General features: G+C 61.0%; 17 protein-coding genes. 8 read left to right on the top strand and 9 right to left on the bottom strand.

The window, feature by feature from the left end; all coding sequences use genetic code 11:
* Positions 1 to 95: 95 nt before the first annotated feature.
* Positions 96 to 1994 (top strand): AsmA family protein, encoded by a 1899-nt coding sequence (locus tag PH547_RS24800; protein ID WP_285169652.1) that lies wholly within the window; start codon positions 96 to 98, stop codon positions 1992 to 1994.
* Between the two features lie 27 nt (positions 1995 to 2021).
* Here PH547_RS24800 and PH547_RS24805 read toward each other — a convergent pair whose 3' ends face one another.
* The 4 genes from PH547_RS24805 to PH547_RS24820 all read right to left on the bottom strand — a co-directional run bounded on the left by PH547_RS24805 (position 2022) and on the right by PH547_RS24820 (position 6133).
* Positions 2022 to 2837 (bottom strand): ABC transporter permease subunit, encoded by an 816-nt coding sequence (locus tag PH547_RS24805; RefSeq protein WP_104822051.1) that lies wholly within the window; start codon positions 2835 to 2837, stop codon positions 2022 to 2024.
* Positions 2838 to 2840: 3 nt separating this feature from the next.
* Entirely contained in the window at positions 2841 to 3752 is a 912-nt protein-coding gene (locus PH547_RS24810) for an ABC transporter permease subunit (RefSeq protein ID WP_283049185.1), read from the bottom strand.
* Positions 3753 to 3754: 2 nt separating this feature from the next.
* Positions 3755 to 4897 carry an ABC transporter ATP-binding protein gene (locus tag PH547_RS24815; protein ID WP_283051443.1) on the bottom strand — a complete coding sequence of 381 codons (1143 nt, stop codon included), beginning with the start codon at positions 4895 to 4897 and terminating at the stop codon, positions 3755 to 3757.
* 150 nt (positions 4898 to 5047) lie between these two features.
* Complete coding sequence (locus PH547_RS24820) at positions 5048 to 6133, bottom strand: polyamine ABC transporter substrate-binding protein (protein ID WP_483315578.1); 1086 nt, start codon at positions 6131 to 6133, stop codon at positions 5048 to 5050.
* A 336-nt stretch (positions 6134 to 6469) separates the two neighbouring features.
* On the opposite strand from PH547_RS24820, the gene PH547_RS24825 reads away from it, so the two are divergent.
* The gene (locus PH547_RS24825; RefSeq protein ID WP_104822048.1) at positions 6470 to 7468 is read left to right on the top strand and encodes an aldo/keto reductase; all 999 of its coding nucleotides are present in this window, start codon (positions 6470 to 6472) and stop codon (positions 7466 to 7468) included.
* Between the two features lie 37 nt (positions 7469 to 7505).
* On the opposite strand, the gene PH547_RS24830 is transcribed toward PH547_RS24825, so the two are convergent.
* Entirely contained in the window at positions 7506 to 8378 is an 873-nt protein-coding gene (locus PH547_RS24830) for a LysR family transcriptional regulator (RefSeq protein WP_285169655.1), read from the bottom strand.
* Between the two features lie 88 nt (positions 8379 to 8466).
* On the opposite strand from PH547_RS24830, the gene PH547_RS24835 reads away from it, so the two are divergent.
* Positions 8467 to 8721 carry a hypothetical protein gene (locus tag PH547_RS24835; protein ID WP_285169656.1) on the top strand — a complete coding sequence of 85 codons (255 nt, stop codon included), beginning with the start codon at positions 8467 to 8469 and terminating at the stop codon, positions 8719 to 8721.
* On the opposite strand, the gene PH547_RS24840 is transcribed toward PH547_RS24835, so the two are convergent.
* The 4 genes from PH547_RS24840 to PH547_RS24855 all read right to left on the bottom strand — a co-directional run bounded on the left by PH547_RS24840 (position 8697) and on the right by PH547_RS24855 (position 13319).
* The gene (locus tag PH547_RS24840) at positions 8697 to 11234 is read right to left on the bottom strand and encodes a methyl-accepting chemotaxis protein (protein WP_285169657.1); all 2538 of its coding nucleotides are present in this window, start codon (positions 11232 to 11234) and stop codon (positions 8697 to 8699) included. The two genes, PH547_RS24835 and PH547_RS24840, sit on opposite strands and share 25 nt — an antisense overlap.
* A 355-nt stretch (positions 11235 to 11589) precedes the next feature.
* On the bottom strand, positions 11590 to 11733 hold the full coding sequence (locus PH547_RS24845) for a hypothetical protein (RefSeq protein WP_199773517.1): 144 nt from the start codon (positions 11731 to 11733) through the stop codon (positions 11590 to 11592).
* Between the two features lie 229 nt (positions 11734 to 11962).
* Positions 11963 to 13147 carry a BaiN/RdsA family NAD(P)/FAD-dependent oxidoreductase gene (locus PH547_RS24850; RefSeq protein ID WP_283049174.1) on the bottom strand — a complete coding sequence of 395 codons (1185 nt, stop codon included), beginning with the start codon at positions 13145 to 13147 and terminating at the stop codon, positions 11963 to 11965.
* The gene (locus PH547_RS24855; protein ID WP_199773591.1) at positions 13131 to 13319 is read right to left on the bottom strand and encodes a hypothetical protein; all 189 of its coding nucleotides are present in this window, start codon (positions 13317 to 13319) and stop codon (positions 13131 to 13133) included. The genes PH547_RS24850 and PH547_RS24855 overlap by 17 nt, the downstream gene beginning before the upstream one ends.
* Between PH547_RS24855 and PH547_RS24860 the strand changes: the two genes are divergently transcribed.
* From PH547_RS24860 to edd, 5 genes are all read left to right on the top strand, one after another.
* On the top strand, positions 13285 to 14721 hold the full coding sequence (locus PH547_RS24860; RefSeq protein ID WP_285169658.1) for a glutamine synthetase family protein: 1437 nt from the start codon (positions 13285 to 13287) through the stop codon (positions 14719 to 14721). The two genes, PH547_RS24855 and PH547_RS24860, sit on opposite strands and share 35 nt — an antisense overlap.
* Positions 14722 to 14734: 13 nt before the next feature.
* Complete coding sequence (locus PH547_RS24865; protein WP_285169659.1) at positions 14735 to 16033, top strand: NAD(P)/FAD-dependent oxidoreductase; 1299 nt, start codon at positions 14735 to 14737, stop codon at positions 16031 to 16033.
* Positions 16034 to 16163: 130 nt separating this feature from the next.
* Positions 16164 to 17639: a glucose-6-phosphate dehydrogenase gene (zwf, locus tag PH547_RS24870; RefSeq protein WP_283049170.1), complete on the top strand. Its 1476-nt coding sequence runs from the start codon at positions 16164 to 16166 to the stop codon at positions 17637 to 17639.
* A 15-nt stretch (positions 17640 to 17654) separates the two neighbouring features.
* On the top strand, positions 17655 to 18353 hold the full coding sequence (gene pgl, locus PH547_RS24875) for a 6-phosphogluconolactonase (RefSeq protein WP_104822040.1): 699 nt from the start codon (positions 17655 to 17657) through the stop codon (positions 18351 to 18353).
* A 179-nt stretch (positions 18354 to 18532) separates the two neighbouring features.
* Positions 18533 to 20356: a phosphogluconate dehydratase gene (gene edd / locus PH547_RS24880; RefSeq protein ID WP_285169661.1), complete on the top strand. Its 1824-nt coding sequence runs from the start codon at positions 18533 to 18535 to the stop codon at positions 20354 to 20356.
* Positions 20357 to 20360 lie beyond the last annotated feature (4 nt).

A 20360-nucleotide genomic window follows, 5' to 3' on the forward strand; every position in this document is an offset into this window, starting at 1 on the left:
TTCCTGCTGTACAATGTTTGCATCCGCCAATCATTTCCTATATCCGGCAAACGGAGGCATATCAGCGCTATCAGTATGAAAGTCTGAGTTGGATCATGAGAGCGTCGAGGAATAAAAAGTGGTGGTTGACGATGCGATCGGCCTCGCGCTGGCTACCTGCCGTTGCGCGCACCACTGGCATCGTCCTTCTCACCATCATCATCGTCTTCGCCGTTTTCCGGGCAACCGCTCCCTTCCTGATTTCCAGCGGCCTTGTGCGTGCCGGCATCGAGAATGCGCTATCGGACTGGACCGGATATCGCGCCCAGATCGAGGGTGCGCCGACGCTGGAATTCTGGCCGACGCCACGCGTGACGCTCAACCAGGTTACCATCCGCGAACCGACGAAAAACGGCAAGGTGCTTGGCCATGTCGACAGCCTTTCGGCGGACTTCTCGCTGTTTGCGGCGCTGCGCGGGCGCGCGCATTTTCATGAATTCCATTTCCTGCGGCCGGTGATCTACATCCGGCGTGACGAGACCGGTCTGATCGACTGGACGAATGAGGGGCTGCTGTCCAAGGCAATCGAGCGGGTGGAGACGTCCTCCAACCAGGGCATGCCGATCAGCAAGGATCAGGATGCCGTCATCGGCATGCTGACGATCGAGGACGGTCGCGTCGAAATGACGGACGATCGCAGCGGCAATCTCTACAAGATGAGCAGCATAAATGCGGACATCTCCTGGCCGCGGCTGTCCGGGGCGATGACTGCCGTCCTTCTGGCGCGGCTCAACGGTCAGGACGTCAAGATCGATTTCAATTCTGCCCAGCCTCTGCTGCTCTTTGCCGGCAAGAGCGTCGATGCGAAGACAAGCTTCTCCTCGCCGCTGATCAACTGGACCTATGCAGGCGCCACCAGCATTTCCAATCTCTCCGCGCTCGCCGGAAATCTGGATCTGAGCGTGCCGAATGTGCCGTCTTTCCTGGCCTGGAGCGGAGAACATCTGCCGGCCGCCGATACGCTACGCAACGTCTCTCTCAATGCCGACGTCGCCGCGATCCCAAATGGTCTGCGCTTTAACAATCTGAACTTCAAGGTCAACGAATCCGCGGCGTCCGGCGTCATGGATCTGAGCTATACGACAAGCGGCAAGCCGAAGATTTCCGGAACGCTCGCCTTCGACCAGATGAACCTCAATCCGTTCCTGGCGGCCTTCTCCATGCGGCTGGCCGCGGATACGGCCATCGACGCATTGCTCAACGGCAATCCGCTACAGCGCCTCGATTTGGATATGCGGCTCTCGTCGAACAAAGCCGTGCTCGGTCCCTTCCAGTTCGATAATATCGGCGCCAGCCTGCTGGTTGCGGGCGGCAAGGCAAAATTCGATATCGGCGACAGCGGCTTCGAGGGTGGAGAGCTCACCTCGCATCTGGAAGTCACGCAAGGCGACTTCGATGGCGGCGGCAAATTACAGATATCCATCCACGATGCCGATTTCGGCGGGCTATTCACCCGGCTCAACCTTGCAGGACCTCTACCGCTGACGACCGGTTCTCTGGATCTTTCGCTCAGCACGTCGAAGCCGATCTGGGCTGCCAATCTCAGCGATGTCGCCGGCAAGATGCATTTCACGTCGGCCACCGGCTCCTTCCGGCAATTCAACATCTCAGCCTTCCGTGCGCTTGCGTCCGAAAAGGCCTTTTTCCGGATGAGCGATATCGCCGACACGGCCTTCGATTTCGACAGCCTCAACGTCGATGCTAGCGTTGCCAAGGGATCGGTCGAGGTTCACAGCGCCCAGATCGTCGGGCGCAACGAAACGGTGATGCTGAACGGCGTCGTTCCCTTCCGCAGCAACGCACTGGCGCTGTCGGGCACGATGCAGGCGAGCAATCCGGCCAATGCGACGGAGCTGCCGATGCTGCCCTTCTTCATCGGCGGCACCTGGCCGGACCCGGTGATCTCGCCGGTCACGACGCTGCTGAAGAAGCCTGATCAGCAGACGCAGCAATAACAGGTCCCGTCTGCGGATGGCTCTGACCTATGCCGCGGCAGCAGCCTGCTCGTCCCTTTGGCGCTGCACTTCGCGGCGCTTGGTGACGACGGAGGCGCAGATGACGCCGATGGTGACGACGCCGATCAGGATGGTGCAGATGGCGTTGATCTCAGGCGTCACGCCGAGCTTCACCTGGCTGTAGATCAGCATCGGCAATGTCTTTGCGCCAGCCCCCGAAGCAAAAGTGGCGATCACCAAGTCGTCTAGTGACAGCGTCAGCGCCAGCACCCAGCCGGAGAACACGGCCGGCGCGATGATCGGCAGCGTGATCTCGAAGAAGGTGCGCACCGGCGGTGCGCCGAGATCGAGCGCCGCCTCCTCGATCGAGCGATCGAAGCTCAGAAGTCTGGACTGCACGACGACGGCGACGAAACACATGGTCAGCGTCGTATGCGCCATGACGATGGTCCAGAAGCCGCGATCGAGGTCGGCGGTGACGAAAAGCAGCAGCAGCGACAGGCCGGTGATGACGTCGGGCATGACCAGCGGTGCATAAATCATGCCGGAAAACAGGATGCGGCCACGGAAGCGCGTGTAGCGCACGAGCGTGAGCGCCGCCAGCGTGCCAAGGACGGTGGCGATCGTCGCCGAGAGCAAGGCAATGCGCACAGTCAGCCATGCGGCGTTGAGCATGCTGTCGTTGCTGAGCAGATGGCTGTACCACTGGGTCGAGAAGCCGCCCCAGACTGTGACCAGCCGCGAGGCGTTGAAGGAATAAATGACCAGCAGCAGGATCGGCAAATAAAGGAATGCAAGGCCGAGCGTTACGGAGACGATGTTGAAGCGGGACCAGCGAATCATGACCTATCTCCCCTTCTCATCGGCTTTTGCCTGTATGTGCTGGAAGAAGACGATGGGTATCACCAGCACAAGCAGCAAGATGGTCGCCACCGCCGATGCCAGCGGCCAGTCTGTATTGCCGTAGAACTCGCTCCACAACACTTTGCCGATCATCAGCGTTTCGGAGCCGCCAAGCAGGTCTGGGATGACGAACTCGCCGACCGCGGGGATGAAAACCAGCATGCAGCCGGCGATGACGCCAGGGATCGACAAGGGGAAGGTCACGCGCCAGAAGGCGCCGATCGGCGTGCAGCCGAGGTCCTGTGCCGCCTCGATCAGCGTGCCGTCCATCTTTTCCAGCGAGGAATAGAGCGGCAGCACCATGAAGGGCAGATAGGAATAGACCATGCCGATATAGACGGCGGTATTGGTATTCAGGATCACCAGCGGCTCATGGATGATGCCGAGCGTCATCAGCAATTGATTGAGCAAGCCCGTCGTGCTCAGGATCGACATCCAGGAATAGACGCGGATCAGGAAACTCGTCCAGAACGGCAGGATGACCAGCATCAACAGCGTCGGGCGGATGCTGCGCGGCGCCTGCGCCATACCGTAAGCAATGGGATAGGCGATGATCAGAGTCAGGATCGTCGATATGCCGGAAATCTTCAGGCTTTGGAGATAGGCGTTGAAATAGAGGGGATCGCCGGCCAGCCAGGTGTAGTTGTCGAAGGACATGCTCTGCAGCTTGTCCCACCAATCGCTGAAACTGTCCGACCAACTGAAAGCCGGATCATAGGGCGGAACCGAGAGCGCCTTCGTCGACAGCGAAATGCGGAAGACGATCAGGAAGGGCGCGAGAAAGAAAACCAGCAGCCAGGCATAAGGCACGATGATGACGAGGCGCTGGTAGATGGAAGAGCCGAGCGTCCTCATGATCAATCCTTCAGCAGCACGCCGGCATTTTCATCGAAGGAGACCCAGACGCCTTGATCATAGGAGAAAGGTTCCTCCACTGCGCGCACTGCATTCAGCGACGAAGCCTTGACGACCTGTCCGCTCTTCAGCTTGACGTGGAAGACCGTCATGTCACCGAGATAGGCAATATCCCAGATCTCGCCCTCGGCGGCATTGACCGAGGCGTTGGCCGGCGGGCGCGGCGTGACACGTAGCTTTTCCGGCCGAATGGCGAAGCCCGCGCGGCTGCCCTCAGTGAGCATTTCGCTGGCTGCCGTGCGCAGGGTGAAGCCGTTGTCGACGGCAATCTCGACCGTGCCGCCATTTGCGCGCGTGACATTGCCGTCGAGGATGTTCACGTCACCGATGAAGTCTGCGACGAAGCGGGAATTGGGAGCCTCATAGATCTCCGCCGGCGTCGCCACCTGCACGACCCTGCCATGGCTCATCACGGCAATGCGGTCGGCCATGGTCATCGCCTCTTCCTGATCGTGGGTGACGACGACGAAGGTGAGGCCAAGGCTCTGCTGCAGGTCCATGAGTTCGAACTGGGTCTCCTCGCGCAGCTTCTTGTCGAGCGCGCCGAGCGGCTCGTCGAGCAGCAGCACCTTCGGCCGCTTGGCGAGCGAGCGGGCGAGCGCCACGCGCTGGCGCTGGCCACCGGAAAGCTGGTTCGGCTTGCGATTGGAAAATTGCTCCAGCTTGACGAGCTTCAGCATCTGCGCAACGCGCTCGGCGATCTCCGCTTTCGGCATGCCATCCTGGCGCAGCCCGAAGGCGATATTCTTTTCCACCGTCATATGCGGGAAGAGCGCGTAGGATTGGAACATCATGTTGACGGGGCGGCGATAGGGCGGCGTGCCGGCAAGATTCTGGCCGTCGAGAACGATCTCGCCCGTCGTCGGCTGTTCAAAGCCCGCCAGCATGCGCAGCAGCGTGGACTTGCCGCAGCCGGACGCGCCGAGCAGAGCGAAGAATTCGCGGTTGTAGATATCCAGCGAAAGATTGTCGACGGCGGTGAAATCGCCGAACTTCTTCGTGACGTTCTTGAAGGAAATATATGGCTTTGCCGAAGGATCCGTCCAAGGAGCAAAGGAACGCCGGATATTACCGAGAGACTTCATCATCTATCCCCGAATTGATTCTGTGTCGCTCCGGCTTTCCCCACCCGGTAGCGTTTCAGAATTCGTATTACCCCGTCCGCGACCGCTCAGCGATCTGGACGCATGGTCTAAGGAAAGGCCCGGACGTTTCCGTCCGGGCCTTTGTCTGACTTATTGACCGGTAACAACCTTGGTCCACAAGCGCGTCGCCAGACGCTGCGTCTTCGGATCCCACGGCGTCACCGTGAACAGGTTTTTCATGATCTCATCGGTCGGATAGACCGCCGGGTCCTCGAGGACTTCCTTGTTCACGAACTGCTGCGAAGCCTTGTTGCCGTTGGCGTAGGCGACGAAGTTGCTGGCCTTGGCGATGACTTCCGGCTTCATGATGTAATTCAGGAATTCATGCGCCTCGGCCACATGCGGCGCATCGGCCGGGATCGCCATGACGTCGAACCACATCTGCGCCTGCTTCGGCATCGAATAGTCGACATGCACGCCGTTCTTGGCCTCTTCGGCGCGATTGCGCGCCTGCAGCACATCGCCGGAATAGCCGAAAGCGATGCAGATATCGCCGTTGGCCAGCGCATTGATATATTCGGACGAATGGAACTTGCGGACGAAAGGCCGGATCGATGCCAGAAGAGTCTCAGCCTTCTTGAAATCCTCCTGCTTGGTCGAGTTCGGATCGAGGCCGAGATAGGCCAGCACTGTCGGGATGACGTCCTTCGGCGCATCGAGCATATAGATGCCGCAATCCTTGAACTTGGCGGCGACCTTCGGGTCGAAGATCACGTCGAGCGTCGGCTTGTCGTCGGTGCCGAGGATCTGCTTCACCTTGTCGACATTGTAGCCGATGCCGTTGGTGCCCCACATGTAGTCGATGGCATATTGGTTGCCGGGATCGTAGGTGGAGATGCGCTGCATCACCATGTCCCACATGTTGGAGATGTTCGGCAGCTTCGACTTGTCGAGCTTCTGGAACACACCGGCCTTGATCTGGCGTTGCAGGAAGTCCGCCGTCGGCACGACGATATCGTAGCCGGTCTTGCCCGCAAGGAGCTTGGTTTCCAGGGTCTCGTTGGAATCGAAGGTATCGTAGACAACCTTGATGCCGGTTTCCTTGGTGAAATCGGCCAGGATCGAATCATCGATATAATCCGACCAGTTGTAGATATTGACGACCTTGTCTGCGGCCTGGGCTGCCGTCACCAGCGAAACGGCTACGAAAGCCGTTGCTGCAAGCCGTGCGAACATGGACTTCATGGTCTCTCCTGTTTTGTTCAAGGGCATCGCGGCGATACCCAACCCTCTGTTTTTCCCGTCAGACTAGAAAGGAATTCCGAAGGCCACAAGGGGGAAAAGCAAGGCAGTATGAGCTTTCACGGATTTGCTGAAAATGGATTGGTCCCGCAGCGGAAACCCCGACGGGCGAGCGCACGCGATTGTGAACGTGAGGCCCGCTTCCTGCGTGAATGCCCGGATGGGCTTTGCTAACATCGCACCGTATCATTCCCACCAATAAACTCCTGCCCTTTTTTCACCGCCCTGCGTCAAGGGCAAACGCAACCCGTCTTTCCAAGGGTTTCCACCATGCAGTATCAAAAATTCGGCAATACCGGTCTCAGCGTCTCGCGCCTCTGCCTCGGCACCATGACCTTTGGCCTGCAGATCGAGCAGGAAGACATTGCGCATGCCATTCTCGACAAGGCGACCGACGCCGGCGTCAACTTCATCGACACCGCCGACGTCTATCCACTCGGCGGCGGCGAAGAGCTTGCCGGCCGCACCGAGGAAATCGTCGGCCGCTGGCTGAAGGGCAGACGCGATCGCTTCATCGTCGCCACCAAGGCGGTCGGCAAAGTCGGTCCCTCCCCCTGGGATCAGGGCGCGTCGCGCAAGCACCTTCTCGACGCCATCGATGCATCCTTGCGGCGTCTCGGCACCGACTATGTCGACCTCTATCAGCTCCATTCCGACGACCGCGACACACCGATCGACGAGACCCTGGAGGCGCTCGACGTCATCGTACGCTCGGGCAAGGCGCGCTATGTCGGCGTATCGAATTTCCTCGCTTACCGGCTGGCTCTGGCGCTCGGCCGCGCCGATTTCCTGCGCACCGCCCGCTTCGTCTCCGTGCAGCCGCGCTACAATCTGCTGTTCCGCCAGATCGAGCGCGAACTACTGCCGCTTGCGGAAGAACAGCACCTCGCCGTCATTCCATACAATCCGATCGCCGGCGGCCTTCTGACCGGCAAACACAGGCACGACGTCGCGCCGACCGAAGGCCGCTTCAGCTCGCAACTGCGCAATGCCGGCACGAACTATCTGCAGCGCTACTGGCATGAACGCGAATTCGCGACGATCGAGAAACTGCGCGGTATCGCCGACGAGGCCGGCCATTCGCTTACCAAGCTCGCCGTCGCCTGGGTGGCCGCCAATCCGGTGATCACCTCCGCCATTATCGGCGCCAGCCGTCCGGAGCAACTGACCGACACGCTCGCCGCCATCGATCTCAAGCTCGATCCGGCGCTGAAGGCGAAGCTGGACGACGCGACAGTGGAATATCGCTGGGGCGACGCTGCTCGCTGAAAAGGATCTAACCGGCAGCCGCTTTGGCTGCCGGTTTTTACGCGTAGGTCGGGCGCTTGCCCGCAAACAGTTCCGCATGGCTTTTCAGCAACTTGGTCATACGATCGACCACGGTGCGGATATCCCGCCGATGACGGTCGGCATCGTTCATGACGATCCACTGTCGATGGCGCAGGGACACGATCTCCTCGCCGACCCGTTCCAGCCTCGGTTCCTGATCGCCGACGAAGCAAGGCAGAACAGCGATACCTGCTCCCGCGAGCACGAGATCGTGAAGCGAGCGCGGGCGGCTTACGGTGAAGGCGATCTCTTCGCGTCTGTTCTGATGCGGCCAGCGCAGATAGGCCGATACCGCCTCCTCCTCCGCCACCGCGATCCAACGCTGCTGGCCGGAAAAGCGCATGTTGCGCGCCTGATAGGCGGCATAGGCGACGTCGCCGGTCTTGATGGCGGCGAGATTGGTCTCCTCTGGCTCGAAGGCGCGGATGCCGATGTCACTTTGGCGGTGGGCAAGGCTGGCGCGGCGCTCGCCGAGATATAGATCGATGCGGAATCCATCCCGCTCCGAACAGATCGTCGGCATGTTCTGGCTGAGCAGCCAGCCGACCCAGGTTCCGGCGGCAATGCGAACGACGGACATCCCCTGGGCGTCGCGCTGCCAGCTATCCACCTTGCGGGCGGCGGCCTCCATCTCCAGAAGCTGGTCGAAGAGCGCTTGCCCGTCGCCCGTTAGCGCATATCCCGTCTGGCTGCGCTGGAAGAGCGTGCGTCCGATCTGGCTCTCCAATTCCAGCATGCGCCGGCCGATCGTCGCCGGGCTCAAACCGCTGGAAGATGCAGCCCCCGTCAACCCGCCGCCGCGGGCGACGTCGAGGAAAAGCTGATAGGAATCCCAGGTCGCGTTTTTCATGATTGAAAAACATAGGGCGAAAACGGCTGTTTATAAAGAAGATTTCTCTGCGTAATTGAAGGGATGCTTTTCAATATGGAGACCTCCCATGATCGACTGCATCGCTTTAGCCAGAATTATCGAACTGGAGAATGACGCCCGCCACGCGCAATGGCGCCGCAACGAGGACGCTTTCTACCAAGAATATGGCCGTGACCCCTGGCCAGTGTTTACCTGGCTCGGGAACGCTCTCGATATCAGCTATGCATGGCTCAAAACGAAAAAGGCGGACCGGCCCGATATGGACCGATCCGCCTGTGATAGCGACGATTGCTGCGGTCAGGCGGCTTGCGCCCGCATATAGCCCGCGCCCTGCCCGCCTTCGATCTTGAACTGCTGGATGAGATAGAGCAGCGCGTCCGCTTCGGTGGCCAGTTCGCGGCTTGCCGCCGTGGTTTCTTCGACCATGGCCGCATTCTTCTGTGTCATCTGGTCCATCTGGTTGACGGAGGAGTTGACACCCTGCAGCGCGCTTGCCTGATCGTGGCTGGCGCGCGCGATCATTTCCACATGCTGGCTGATGGTGACGATCTGACCGCTGATCTGGGCGAGCACGGAGCCGGCCTCCTGCACGAACTGCGAGCCGGAATTGACCTCGTGGGTCGATTTGTTGATCAGCCCCTTGATCTCCTGTGCCGCGGCGGCGGAGCGCTGCGCAAGCTCCCGCACCTCCATGGCGACGACCGCAAAACCCTTGCCAGCCTCGCCGGCGCGGGCAGCTTCGATACCGGCATTCAACGCCAGAAGGTTGGTCTGGAAGGCGATCTCGTCGATGACGCCGATGATCTGCTCGATCTGGCGTGAGGCATCTTCGATACGGCCCATCGCATCGATGGCGTTACCTACGACGACGGAGCTGTCGTCGGCGCTGCGCTTGGCTTCGCGCACGATCGCATCCGCCTCCTTGGCGCGCTCGGCGGACGAGCGGACGGTGACGGTGATTTCATCCACGGCGGCGGCGGTTTCTTCCAACGCGGCCGCCTGCTGTTCGGTGCGCTTCGACAGGTCCTCGGCGGAAGCTGCCATCTGGCTGCCGTTGCTCTGGATCATCTCGACATTGTCGCGCACCTGGCTGAGCGTCTGCTGCAGACGCGACAGCGAGCTGTTGAAATCCTGGCGAAGTTGTTCGAGGCGGCCGATGAAAGGCGTCTGGATGCTAGCAGAGATATCGCCTTGAGCCAGCCGCTCGAGGCCGGCGGCAAGTTCGCTGACGGCGAAGTCGATCTGGCGGTCTAGCTCGCGCTTTTCGGCATCGTTGCGCTGGCGCTCGTGCTCGGCTGCGGTGCGCTCCTCGTCGCTCTGCTCCTCGATGCGTATCTTCGAAAGCGCGTTTTCCTTGAAGATGCCGAGTGCGCGGGCCATGTCACCGATTTCGTCGTGGCGCTGCTCGCCGGAGATCGCGGTTTCCAGCATGCCGTCGGCAATGCGGCGCATGGCGGCCGTGATCTGACCGATCGGACGCTGCAGGGTCAGGACTAGAGCGATGCCGCCGGCGACTGAGAGGATGATGCCAAGCGTGGTGGCGAGGATCGAGATGTAGTTCGCCTGGTCGCGCTCCGTGCCGGCGCTCTGCTTCTGGGTTTCGGCAAAGGCGGTGAGCTGACCCCAGACCTGATCGAGCTGCTGGCGGGCGCTGGCATATTCGGCGATGCGCTGGGTGATGGTATCGACCAGCTTGCCGCCGGCTTCATCCATCGACTTGATGGCCGGGCGGATGGCCTTGTCGATATCGCCGGCGAAATCCATGTCCTTGGCACTCTGGTTCAGCGTATTCATGTCGCCACCGAGTTTGGCGATTTCCTGGCGCAGACGGACAAGATTTTCCTTGGTAGTATTGGCGGTGAAGTCGGCAAGCACGAGCTGCAGCGAATAGATCGAACCTTCGAGACGGCGGGTATCCTGCAGAACGGAATTGGTCTGGACGACACGGGCGTCCAGTTGAACGAAGGTCGTGGTCGCCTGCCGCATCATCTGCGTTGCCGTGAGCTGCGTATAGGTCGACATCTGCCGGAAGCGCGAAAGCAGCCGACCGATGGCGGTGACGGTATCGTCCGTTGGAACATCAGTGCTTTCGGTGAAAGCGCCGAGATCCTTGATGGTGCCGGCCAGCGACTGCACGACGCTTTTCTGGTTCTGCGGCACGGCGAGATCGATCGCCCGTAGCGCCTTGTTGAGATCAGGCAACCGGTCCTTGAGCAGCTTGACCTTATCGGCGGGCGTTGCGGCCTTGTTGAAATCTTCGGCGACGGAGACAAGCGCATCGCCGCCCTTCAGTAGGCGGTCGGCGGCGCGCAACGTCGCGGTCGCGTCGGCCTGGTCCTTGCGCATCTGGTCTTCCAGTTGCTGACCATCGAAATCGACATTGAAGCGGGCGCTGATCAGCGCTCTCTGCGCGTCTTCGATCACCTTGCGAAAGGCGACTTCCTGCTCGTGTAGCGTCCAGAGCTTGGCAACCAGGTTTGCCGTGTCGGCAGTCTTGGTCGTCGCATCCGTCAGATTATCGCGGCCCTCCGCATCCTTACCGAGCTGGTCGAGCGTCGCGTTCAGGACACCCTGCTGCGATTTGATGTCCTGATAGAGCTTGTCGCGCTGCTGTTCGTTGGTGATGCGCAGGAAGTCATCCATCGAACCGTAGAGGTTCTTGAAGCCCGTCAGCGATTGCAGCACGCTGTTGGAAATTTCCATGCGCCCCTGCAGCAGGCCCGAAGCGTAGAGCCCGGTGAGGCCGACGGCGGAAATGCTGATGACGAAAGGCAGCACGAAGATCAGAACCTTCGTCTTGATCTTGAAACGAGACAGGATCTTGTCAATGAACATGGTGGCTCTGGCCTCTCATACACCGTACTACCCCTGCCGACGCCGCCACGGCGCTGACCGGATGCATAACCATCAAACTTGAGATGTTCGCAGACGGGGTCCCCAACCATGTCGGGAGGCAATCATTGCTTCGGCTCTACGTTGTAGAAGCACGCCCCAGAAAATCTTCGCGGATTGTGAGTCCGATTAATTAATTTTCGGATAAGGCGCCATGGCAATGACCTACAAGGCCATCGATAACTCGGGAAAAGCCTTAAAATGCAGGGAGGTAAGGCCGCGGGCGAGAGGATGCCGGGCGTATGCGCACGTGCTGGCCGCCGGCGAACGGCGGCCGAAGCCGATCAGGCCGATGATATCAGAAGCTGCGCACCGCAAGGTAAGCAATGCAGGCCGCCGTGGCGCCGGTTGCCAGCATCAGCAGCCGAATGGCCACCAATTTGGCATTGTCACGGGTTTGAGCAATTGCAATGGCGCGAGCGCGATGTTGTGTTCTATTCATGAGCCTAAATCCCATTTTCGCACTGACACGATAACCGGCAAAAGGTCGTTCCGGCAACTGCCAATGTGGACAATAAAGATGTAGGAAAGGAAAACGCCGGCACCAGAGCCTAGCCACAATTGTCGCACCCGGCGAATATTTATCCAAAAGGCGTAGGACTTTGCGGCTGGCAGTTCCACTTCCATAGCGGCGCGAGCAAGGGCTCCGTCGCTATGTGGAAATAAGTGTTTTAAGCCGCTTCGCCGGCGACATGGCCCGAGGCCCAGGCCCATTGAAAATTGTAGCCGCCGAGCCAGCCGGTGACGTCGACGCATTCGCCGATGAAAAAGAGGCCGGGGATGGTTTTCACCTGCATCGTCTTTGAATCGAGGCAGGCGGTATCGACGCCGCCAAGCGTGACTTCCGCCGTCCGGTAACCTTCGGAACCCGACGGCTTGACCGGCCAGGCCTGGACGGCGGCTGCAAGCTGCTGCAGGCGCTTGTCGGGCTGATCGGCCATATTGCCCGCTATGCCCTCTCCGTCGGCGAAATGCTGCGCCAGTCGCTTCGGCAATATCTCCGCCAGAGCCGTCTGTGCCGATTGCCGGCCATTGGCTTGCCGGGCCGTCTTGAGCGTGATGAAAATGTCGATATCGGGCTCGATCGCCACCGTGATCTCGTCGCCTTCCCGCCAGTAGGAAGAGATCTGCAGGATCGCCGGGCCGCTCAAGCCGCGATGGGTGAAGAGCAGGGCTTCGCGGAACGCGGTCTTGCCGTGGCGGATTTCGGCAGGCGCGGCGATGCCGGCAAGCGGCGCCAGGCGCTGGAGAAGCTGGGGATCGAGGGTCAGCGGCACGAGGCCGGGACGCGTCTCGACGAGCGGCAGGCCGAATTGCTCGGCGATGCGATAGGCAAAGCCGGTGGCGCCCATTTTCGGGATCGACTTGCCGCCGGTGGCGATGACCAGAGACGCCGCCTCCAAGGTACCCTCCGACGTGGCGACCTTGTAGCCCCCGCCCGCGACCGGCTCGATGGCGCCGATTTCGGTGCGCAGCCGCAACTCCACGCCGGCTGCCCGCATCTCGTCGGTCAGCATGCGGATGATGTCTTTGGCGCTGTTGTCGCAGAAGAGTTGACCGAGCGTCTTTTCATGCCAGGCGATGCCATGGCTCTCGACCATGGCGAGGAAATCCTTCGGCGTGAAGCGCGCCAAGGCCGACTTGGCGAAATGCGGATTGGCCGAGAGGAAGTTCTTCGGGCCGGCATGAATATTGGTGAAATTGCAGCGGCCGCCGCCGGAAATCCGGATCTTCTCCCCCGGCGCTGCGGCGTGGTCGAGCACGACGACGGAACGCCCGCGCTGGCCGGCGCGGATAGCGCACATCATGCCTGCGGCGCCTGCGCCGAGGACGATCACATCATATCTGCCGGCCACGTTTCATTCCTTTATCCATTGCTGCGCCGCACTGTCGTTTTTCCATCATATGGCGAAAGTCCGAACGGTTTTCCCCCTCGCCAATTGGCAAACTGCCGTTATGATGAAATCTTCGATCAACGCAAATACGGTGTTTTATGCCCGCGAAAAAGACCCCGCTGAAAGCTTCCATGCCGGTCTCGAAAATCGCAACAGTTCCCCCAAGCTTACGATCAGCGCGCGGCGTGGCAAATTGGAAGGAAGCGGCTCAGTGGCTGCGGGCGCGGGGAATCGAAGACATAGAATGCATCACACCGGACCTTGCGGGTGTGCCACGCGGCAAGATGATGCCCACCTCGAAATTCACCTCCAACACCTCGCTCGCCCTGCCCTCGGCGATCTATCGTCACACGATTTCAGGCGAATATCCGGAGGAGACCGAAAGCTTCCGTTACGAGCCGCGCGACAGTGACCTGAAGCTGGTGCCCGATCTTTCGACGCTCTCGGTCGTGCCCTGGGAGAGCGATCCGACGGCACAGGTGATTTGTGACATCGTCAATTCCGATGGCGATGCGGTGTCCTACACGCCGCGCAATCTGTTGAAGCGGATCATGGGCCTCTACTGCGAGCGTGGATGGAAGCCGGTGGTCGCGCCGGAGATCGAATTCTATCTCGTCGCCAAGAATGACGATCCGGACTATCCGTTGCATCCGCCGAAGGGCCGTTCGGGCCGCTCGATCCTCGGCGGCCAGGGTTATTCGATTGCCGGCATCAACGAATTCGACGAATTGATCGACGACATCTATCATTTCTCGGAGAAGCAGGGCCTGGAGATCGACACGCTGATCCATGAAGAGGGTCCGGCGCAGCTCGAAATCAACCTGCGCCATGGCGATCCGATCGAGCTTGCCGACCAGGTGTTCATGTTCAAGCGCACCATTCGCGAAGCGGCGATGAAACACGGCATCTATGCTACCTTCATGGCCAAGCCGATCCAGAGCCAGCCGGGCTCGGCGATGCATATCCACCAGTCGGTGGTCGATATCGTGACCGGCAAGAATGTTTTCACCAATCCGGACGGTAGTCCCTCGCCGGAGTTCTTCCACTTCATCGGCGGCATGCAACGTTATGTGCCGAATGCGCTGGCGATGCTGGCGCCCTATGTGAACTCCTATCGCCGCCTGGCGCCGAACATGTCCTGCCCGGTCAACAACGCCTGGGGCTATGACAACCGCACCACCGCGTTCCGCGTACCGGTCTCCGATCCGCAGGCGCGCCGCGTCGAGAACCGGTTGCCGAGCTCTGACGCCAATCCGTATCTGGCGCTCGCGGCCTCACTCGCTTGCGGCTTGCTCGGTATCATGAAGAAGGTGGAGCCGACCGCACCGACCGAGGATTCGGCCAACGAAGGTTCGATCGATCTGCCGCGCGGGCTTCTCGAAGCCATTGCGCTCCTGGAAGGCGAACCGGCTTTCCAAGAGGTACTAGGCAAGGACTTCATCGACATCTATGTCGGCGTCAAGCGCGGCGAATTCGAAACCTTCATGCAGGTGATCAGCCCCTGGGAGCGGGAATTCCTTCTGCTCAACGTGTGAGGGAGGCCCGCCCATGACATTGCAGGAAGCATGGCAGAGCCCGATAGCGCCGGGCCTTTCCTGGTATCAGGCAACCATCGGCCCTCGCCCCGCCTATCCGAAGCTCGACGGCTCCCGCCGCGCCGACGTGGCCATCATCGGCGGCGGCTACACCGGCCTACAGGCCGCCTACAACCTTGCCAAGGGCGGCGTCGATGTGGTGCTGATCGATGCCAATCGCTTCGGCGACGGCGCCTCCGGTCGCAATGGCGGCCAGCTCGGCACCGGCCAGCGCTCCTGGCCCGAGGAGCTGGAAGAGAAGATCGGCTACGAACGCTCAAAGGCACTGTTCGATCTTGCCGAGGACGCTAAACACCATCTTCTTGACTTTGCCGCCGAGCAGGGCATCGACATCGACTTCATGCCCGGCCAGATGAATGTCACGCATAAGCGGAGCTACAAGCGCGCCTATATGGAGAATGCCGAAATCGCAGCGACGCGCTACGGCTATCCGCATGTCAGCTTCATGGACCAGGCCGAAACCCAGGAGCGGCTTGGCTCGAAGCTCTATCTCTACGGTGTCCGGGATATGGGCACGGGCCATATCCATCCACTGAAGCTGCTCATCGGCCTAGCGCGGGTAGCGCAGGCCGCCGGTGCTTCGATCTTCGAAATGACGCCGGCGAAGGCGATCCGGCAATCCGGCGGCAGGACGCTGATCGAGACCGACAGCGGCACGATCACCGCCGACCGCGTGCTGATTGCCTGCAACGGCCATATCGGCAATCTGGAGCCGGTGACCGCGAGCCATGTCATGCCGATTCGCTCCTTCATCGGCGCCACCGAACCGCTCGACAGGTTTCCGGATGTCCTGCCCGGCGGCGAAGCGGTGGCGGATTCGCGATTCGTGGTGCGTTATTTCCGCAAATCGAAGGACGGGCGCCTGCTGTTCGGCGGGCGCGAGGCCTATACCGCCGATAACCCGCGCGACATAACGCAGCACATTCGACGCCAGATCGCCGAAATCTACCCTGCCCTCGGCAATATCAACATCACCCATGCCTGGGGCGGATCTGTCGGCATCACCATGCCGCGCCAGCCTTTCGTGCGCGAGGTCATGCCCGGCGTCACCTCCATCGGCGGCTATTCCGGCCACGGAGTCATGCTGTCAAACTATTGCGGTAAACTCTATGCGAAAACGGTTCTCGGGAACGCCGACGACCTTGCGCTTTTCAAGGCGTTGAACATCCCGCCCTTTCCCGGCGGCGCCCGCATGCGGGCGCCTCTCCTATTCCTGGCGCTCTCGTGGTTTGCGTTGCGCGACAGGTTCTAGAAACAGAACGGATTTCCTCTTCCGGCAATCCGCTCTAAAAAGCCGAGTCTGATTTTTGCGATGCACACTGGCCTTTTTAAATCGATTAGATTAAAAGGGGCCTTAACCAAGACTGATTGAGAGATAGCTCATGAGCAGCCAAATCATTCCCGTTGAACCATTTGACTATGTCGTTTTCGGCGGCAGCGGCGACCTTGCAGAACGCAAGCTTCTGCCCGCCCTCTATCATCGCCAGGTCGAAGGCCAGTTTTCCGAGCCCACCCGCATTATCGGCGCATCCCGCAGCGCGCTCTCGCATGAAGAATACCGCAAATTCGCCGAGGCCGCGCTGAAAGAGCATCTGAAAAAGGGCGAATTCGACGAAGCGGAAGTGAGGAAATTCTGCGCGCGCCTATTCTACGTACCGGTCGACGCCAAGACCGATGCCGGCTGGGATCAGCTCAAGAAGATTCTGGACGAAGGCAAGGACCGCGTGCGCGCCTTCTATCTCGCCGTCGCTCCGGGCATTTTCGGCGACATCTCGCAGAAGATTTCCGATCACAAGCTGATCACCAAGCAGACCCGCATCGTCGTCGAAAAGCCGATCGGCCGCGACCTCGCTTCCGCGCTGCAGCTCAACGACACGATTGGCAAGGTCTTCAAGGAAGAGCAGATCTTCCGCATCGACCACTATCTCGGCAAGGAAACGGTGCAGAACCTGATGGCGCTGCGCTTTGCCAACGCGCTTTATGAGCCGCTGTGGAACGCCAACCACATCGACCATGTGCAGATCACGGTTGCGGAATCGGTCGGCCTGGAAGGGCGTGCCGGTTATTACGATACCGCTGGCGCGCTGCGCGACATGGTGCAGAACCACATCCTGCAGCTCCTCTGCTTGACCGCGATGGAAATTCCGTCATCGATGGACTCCGAAGCCGTTCGCGACGAGAAGCTGAAAGTTCTGCGCGCTCTGAAGCCGATCGACGCTTCCAACGTCGAGCAGGCGACCGTTCGCGGCCAGTATCGCGCCGGCGCTTCGGCAGGCGGCCCGGTCAAGGGCTACCTCGACGAGCTGGAAGGTGGCGTCTCCAACACCGAGACCTTCGTCGCCATCAAGGCCGAGATCGGCAACTGGCGCTGGGCCGGCGTTCCCTTCTACATCCGAACCGGCAAGCGTCTTGCCGGCCGCGTGTCGGAAATCGTCATCACCTTCAAACCGATCCCGCACAACATCTTCGATCAGGCCGCCGGCCGCATCGTCGCCAACCAGTTGATCATCCGCCTGCAGCCGGACGAAGGCGTCAAGCAGTCGCTGATGATCAAGGACCCGGGTCCGGGCGGCATGCGCCTGCGCAACGTCTCGCTCGACATGAGCTTCGCTTCGGCCTTCAACGTCCGCAATCCGGATGCCTACGAGCGGCTGCTGATGGACGTGGTCCGTTCCAACCAGACGCTGTTCATGCGCCGCGACGAAGTGGAAGCCGCGTGGGAATGGGTCGATCCGATGCTCAAGGGCTGGGAAGCCACCAGCCAGCCGGTGCAGGGTTATACCGCCGGCACGTGGGGTCCGAGCCAGGCCATCGCGCTCATCGAGCGTGACGGCCGCACATGGCATGACGATATCTAAACTGGGACAACGACGATGACAGCGAACATGCATGCTTTCGCCAATGGCGCCGAACTCGCCGGCAAGCTCGCGGACAAGGTGGTCGAGGTTCTCACGGCCGCCATCGCCACCCGCGGCTCTGCAAGCATTGCGGTCTCCGGCGGTTCGACGCCGAAGATCTTCTTCCAGACGCTGTCATCGCGTTCGCTCGACTGGAGCAAGGTGACGATTACCCTTGTCGACGAACGGTTCGTGCCGGCAGACAATCCGCGCTCGAACCACCTGCTCGTTCAGGAAAACCTGTTGAAGGACAAGGCGGCGTCGGCACAGTTCTTTCCGCTCTACCAAGCCGCGGCTTCCGTCGAGGAGGCCGCCGTTATCGCCACGGAAAAGACCAAGTGCATCGGCTTTCCCTTTGACGTTGCCATCCTCGGCATGGGCAATGACGGCCACACGGCCTCGTTCTTTCCGGGCGGGAGCAATCTCGCTGCGGCGCTCGATTCGAACAGCCCGCGCGGCATCATCACGATGGAAGCCGAAGGAGCCGGCGAACCCCGGCTGACCTTCACCTTCTCCAGCCTTCAGGATGCCGGATTGCTGGTGCTCCATATCGAAGGGGCAGGCAAGAAGGACGTTCTCGCCAAAGCGGAAGCGCCAGGCGAAGAGACCGAGATGCCGATCCGCGCCATTCTGCGCCGGGCCGCCTCCCTGGTCGAGATTTACTGGGCTCCCTGACAGGCCGCACGGCCGCCATCGGACCCTGAACGACACAGCAATCACCGCTGCGCCTCACGCCCCGAAAAGGCGTGCCGGCATAGCAATGACATTTGAAGTCTGCGCCTAGCCCTTTCCCAAGACGGATCGACGTTGATCTTTCGGGGTTATGCGCAAAAACAGACGGAGGCAGATCGACCATGGCCGCTGACGCCCGCATTTCGGCAATCACCACACGTATCATCGAACGCTCGAAGCCGACACGCGAGCGCTATCTGGACCGCCTGCGCAATGCCGCAACGGTGGGTGCACAGCGCTCCGTGCTCGGCTGCGCCAATCTTGCGCATGGCTTCGCCATCTGTTCGCCCTCCGAGAAAGAAGCATTGGCGGGGGACCGCGTGCCCAATCTCGGGATCATCACCTCCTATAACGACATGCTCTCGGCGCATCAGCCCTTCGAGACCTATCCCGCCATCATCCGCGAGGCGGCGGCAGAGGCAGGCGGCATTGCTCAGGTTGCCGGCGGCGTGCCTGCCATGTGCGACGGCGTCACGCAGGGCCAGCCGGGCATGGAACTCTCGCTCTTCTCGCGCGACCTGATCGCCATGTCCGCCGGTGTCGGCCTGTCGCACAACATGTTCGATGCGGCCGTCTTCCTCGGCGTCTGCGACAAGATCGTACCCGGCCTCGTCATCGCGGCGCTCTCCTTCGGCCATCTGCCGGCCGTCTTCATCCCGGCCGGGCCGATGACCTCTGGCCTGGCGAACGACGAGAAATCGCGCGTGCGCCAGCTCTATGCCGAGGGCAAGGTCGGCCGCACGGAGCTGCTGGAAGCCGAATCGAAGTCCTATCACGGCCCGGGCACCTGCACCTTCTACGGTACGGCCAATTCCAACCAGATGCTGATGGAGATCATGGGCTTCCATATGCCCGGCGCCTCCTTCGTCAATCCCGGCACGCCGCTGCGCGAAGCGCTGACCCGCGAGGCGACCAAGCGGGCGCTCGCCATTACCGCCATGGGCAACGAATTCACGCCCGCCGGAGAGATGATCGATGAACGCTCGATCGTCAACGGCGTCGTTGGCCTGCATGCGACCGGCGGCTCGACCAATCACACGATGCATCTCGTCGCCATGGCGCGCGCGGCCGGTATCGTGCTGACCTGGCAGGACATTTCCGAGCTTTCGGACATCATCCCGCTGCTCGCCCGCGTCTATCCGAACGGGCTCGCCGACGTGAACCATTTCCACGCCGCCGGTGGCATGGGCTTCCTGATCAAGGAGCTCCTGAAGAAGGGGCTGCTGCACGACGATGTGCGTACCGTCGCCGGCCAGGGGCTTTCGGCCTATTCGATCGAGGTGAAAATCGGCGCCGATGGCGGCGTCGTCCGCGAACAGGCGCCGGAAAAGAGCGGCGACCCCAAGGTGCTGGCGGGCATCGACGCGCCGTTTCAGACCACTGGCGGCCTGAAAATGCTGCGCGGCAATATCGGCAAGGCGGTGATCAAGATTTCTGCCGTCAAGCCGGAGCGCCATGTCATTGAGGCGCCCGCCGTGATTTTCCACGACCAGCTCGAGATCCAGCAAGCGTTCAAAGACGGCAAGCTCAACCGCGATTTCGTCGCCGTCGTCCGCTTCCAGGGCCCGAAGGCAAACGGCATGCCGGAGTTGCACAAGCTGACGCCGGCACTCGGCGTGCTACAGGATCGCGGCTTCCGCGTGGCGCTGTTGACCGATGGGCGTATGTCCGGCGCGTCCGGCAAGGTACCGGCCGCCATCCACGTCACCCCGGAAGCCGTCGAGGGCGGACCGATTGCCCGCATCAAGGAAGGCGACATCATCCGCATCGACGCGATTGCCGGTACGTTGGAGGTGCTGGTCGACGCTGCCGACATGGCCGAACGCGATCCCGTCGTCATCGACCTCTCCGAGAATGAGTTCGGCATGGGCCGCGAGCTCTTCGCCTCGTTCCGCCACGGCGCCGGCCCGGCCGACCAGGGCGCCAGCGTCCTGTTCCATCATTGATGGT

Origin of the sequence: Rhizobium cerradonense (genome assembly GCF_030182455.1) — a bacterium.
Lineage (GTDB): Bacteria > Pseudomonadota > Alphaproteobacteria > Rhizobiales > Rhizobiaceae > Rhizobium.

Bases quoted from the DNA above. Each gene is read 5' to 3' on its own strand.
- PH547_RS24835 (WP_285169656.1), top strand. From the start codon at position 8,467: ATGATCGACTGCATCGCTTTAGCCAGAATTATCGAACTGGAGAATGAC.
- zwf (WP_283049170.1), top strand. From the start codon at position 16,164: ATGAGCAGCCAAATCATTCCCGTTGAACCATTTGACTATGTCGTTTTC.
- PH547_RS24830 (WP_285169655.1), bottom strand. From the start codon at position 8,378: ATGAAAAACGCGACCTGGGATTCCTATCAGCTTTTCCTCGACGTCGCC.
- PH547_RS24825 (WP_104822048.1), top strand. From the start codon at position 6,470: ATGCAGTATCAAAAATTCGGCAATACCGGTCTCAGCGTCTCGCGCCTC.
- PH547_RS24845 (WP_199773517.1), bottom strand. From the start codon at position 11,733: ATGAATAGAACACAACATCGCGCTCGCGCCATTGCAATTGCTCAAACC.
- PH547_RS24805 (WP_104822051.1), bottom strand. From the start codon at position 2,837: ATGATTCGCTGGTCCCGCTTCAACATCGTCTCCGTAACGCTCGGCCTT.
- PH547_RS24865 (WP_285169659.1), top strand. From the start codon at position 14,735: ATGACATTGCAGGAAGCATGGCAGAGCCCGATAGCGCCGGGCCTTTCC.
- PH547_RS24800 (WP_285169652.1), top strand. From the start codon at position 96: ATGAGAGCGTCGAGGAATAAAAAGTGGTGGTTGACGATGCGATCGGCC.
- pgl (WP_104822040.1), top strand. From the start codon at position 17,655: ATGACAGCGAACATGCATGCTTTCGCCAATGGCGCCGAACTCGCCGGC.
- PH547_RS24820 (WP_483315578.1), bottom strand. From the start codon at position 6,133: ATGTTCGCACGGCTTGCAGCAACGGCTTTCGTAGCCGTTTCGCTGGTG.
- PH547_RS24810 (WP_283049185.1), bottom strand. From the start codon at position 3,752: ATGAGGACGCTCGGCTCTTCCATCTACCAGCGCCTCGTCATCATCGTG.
- PH547_RS24840 (WP_285169657.1), bottom strand. From the start codon at position 11,234: ATGTTCATTGACAAGATCCTGTCTCGTTTCAAGATCAAGACGAAGGTT.
- PH547_RS24860 (WP_285169658.1), top strand. From the start codon at position 13,285: ATGCCCGCGAAAAAGACCCCGCTGAAAGCTTCCATGCCGGTCTCGAAA.
- edd (WP_285169661.1), top strand. From the start codon at position 18,533: ATGGCCGCTGACGCCCGCATTTCGGCAATCACCACACGTATCATCGAA.
- PH547_RS24855 (WP_199773591.1), bottom strand. From the start codon at position 13,319: ATGGAAGCTTTCAGCGGGGTCTTTTTCGCGGGCATAAAACACCGTATT.
- PH547_RS24815 (WP_283051443.1), bottom strand. From the start codon at position 4,897: ATGAAGTCTCTCGGTAATATCCGGCGTTCCTTTGCTCCTTGGACGGAT.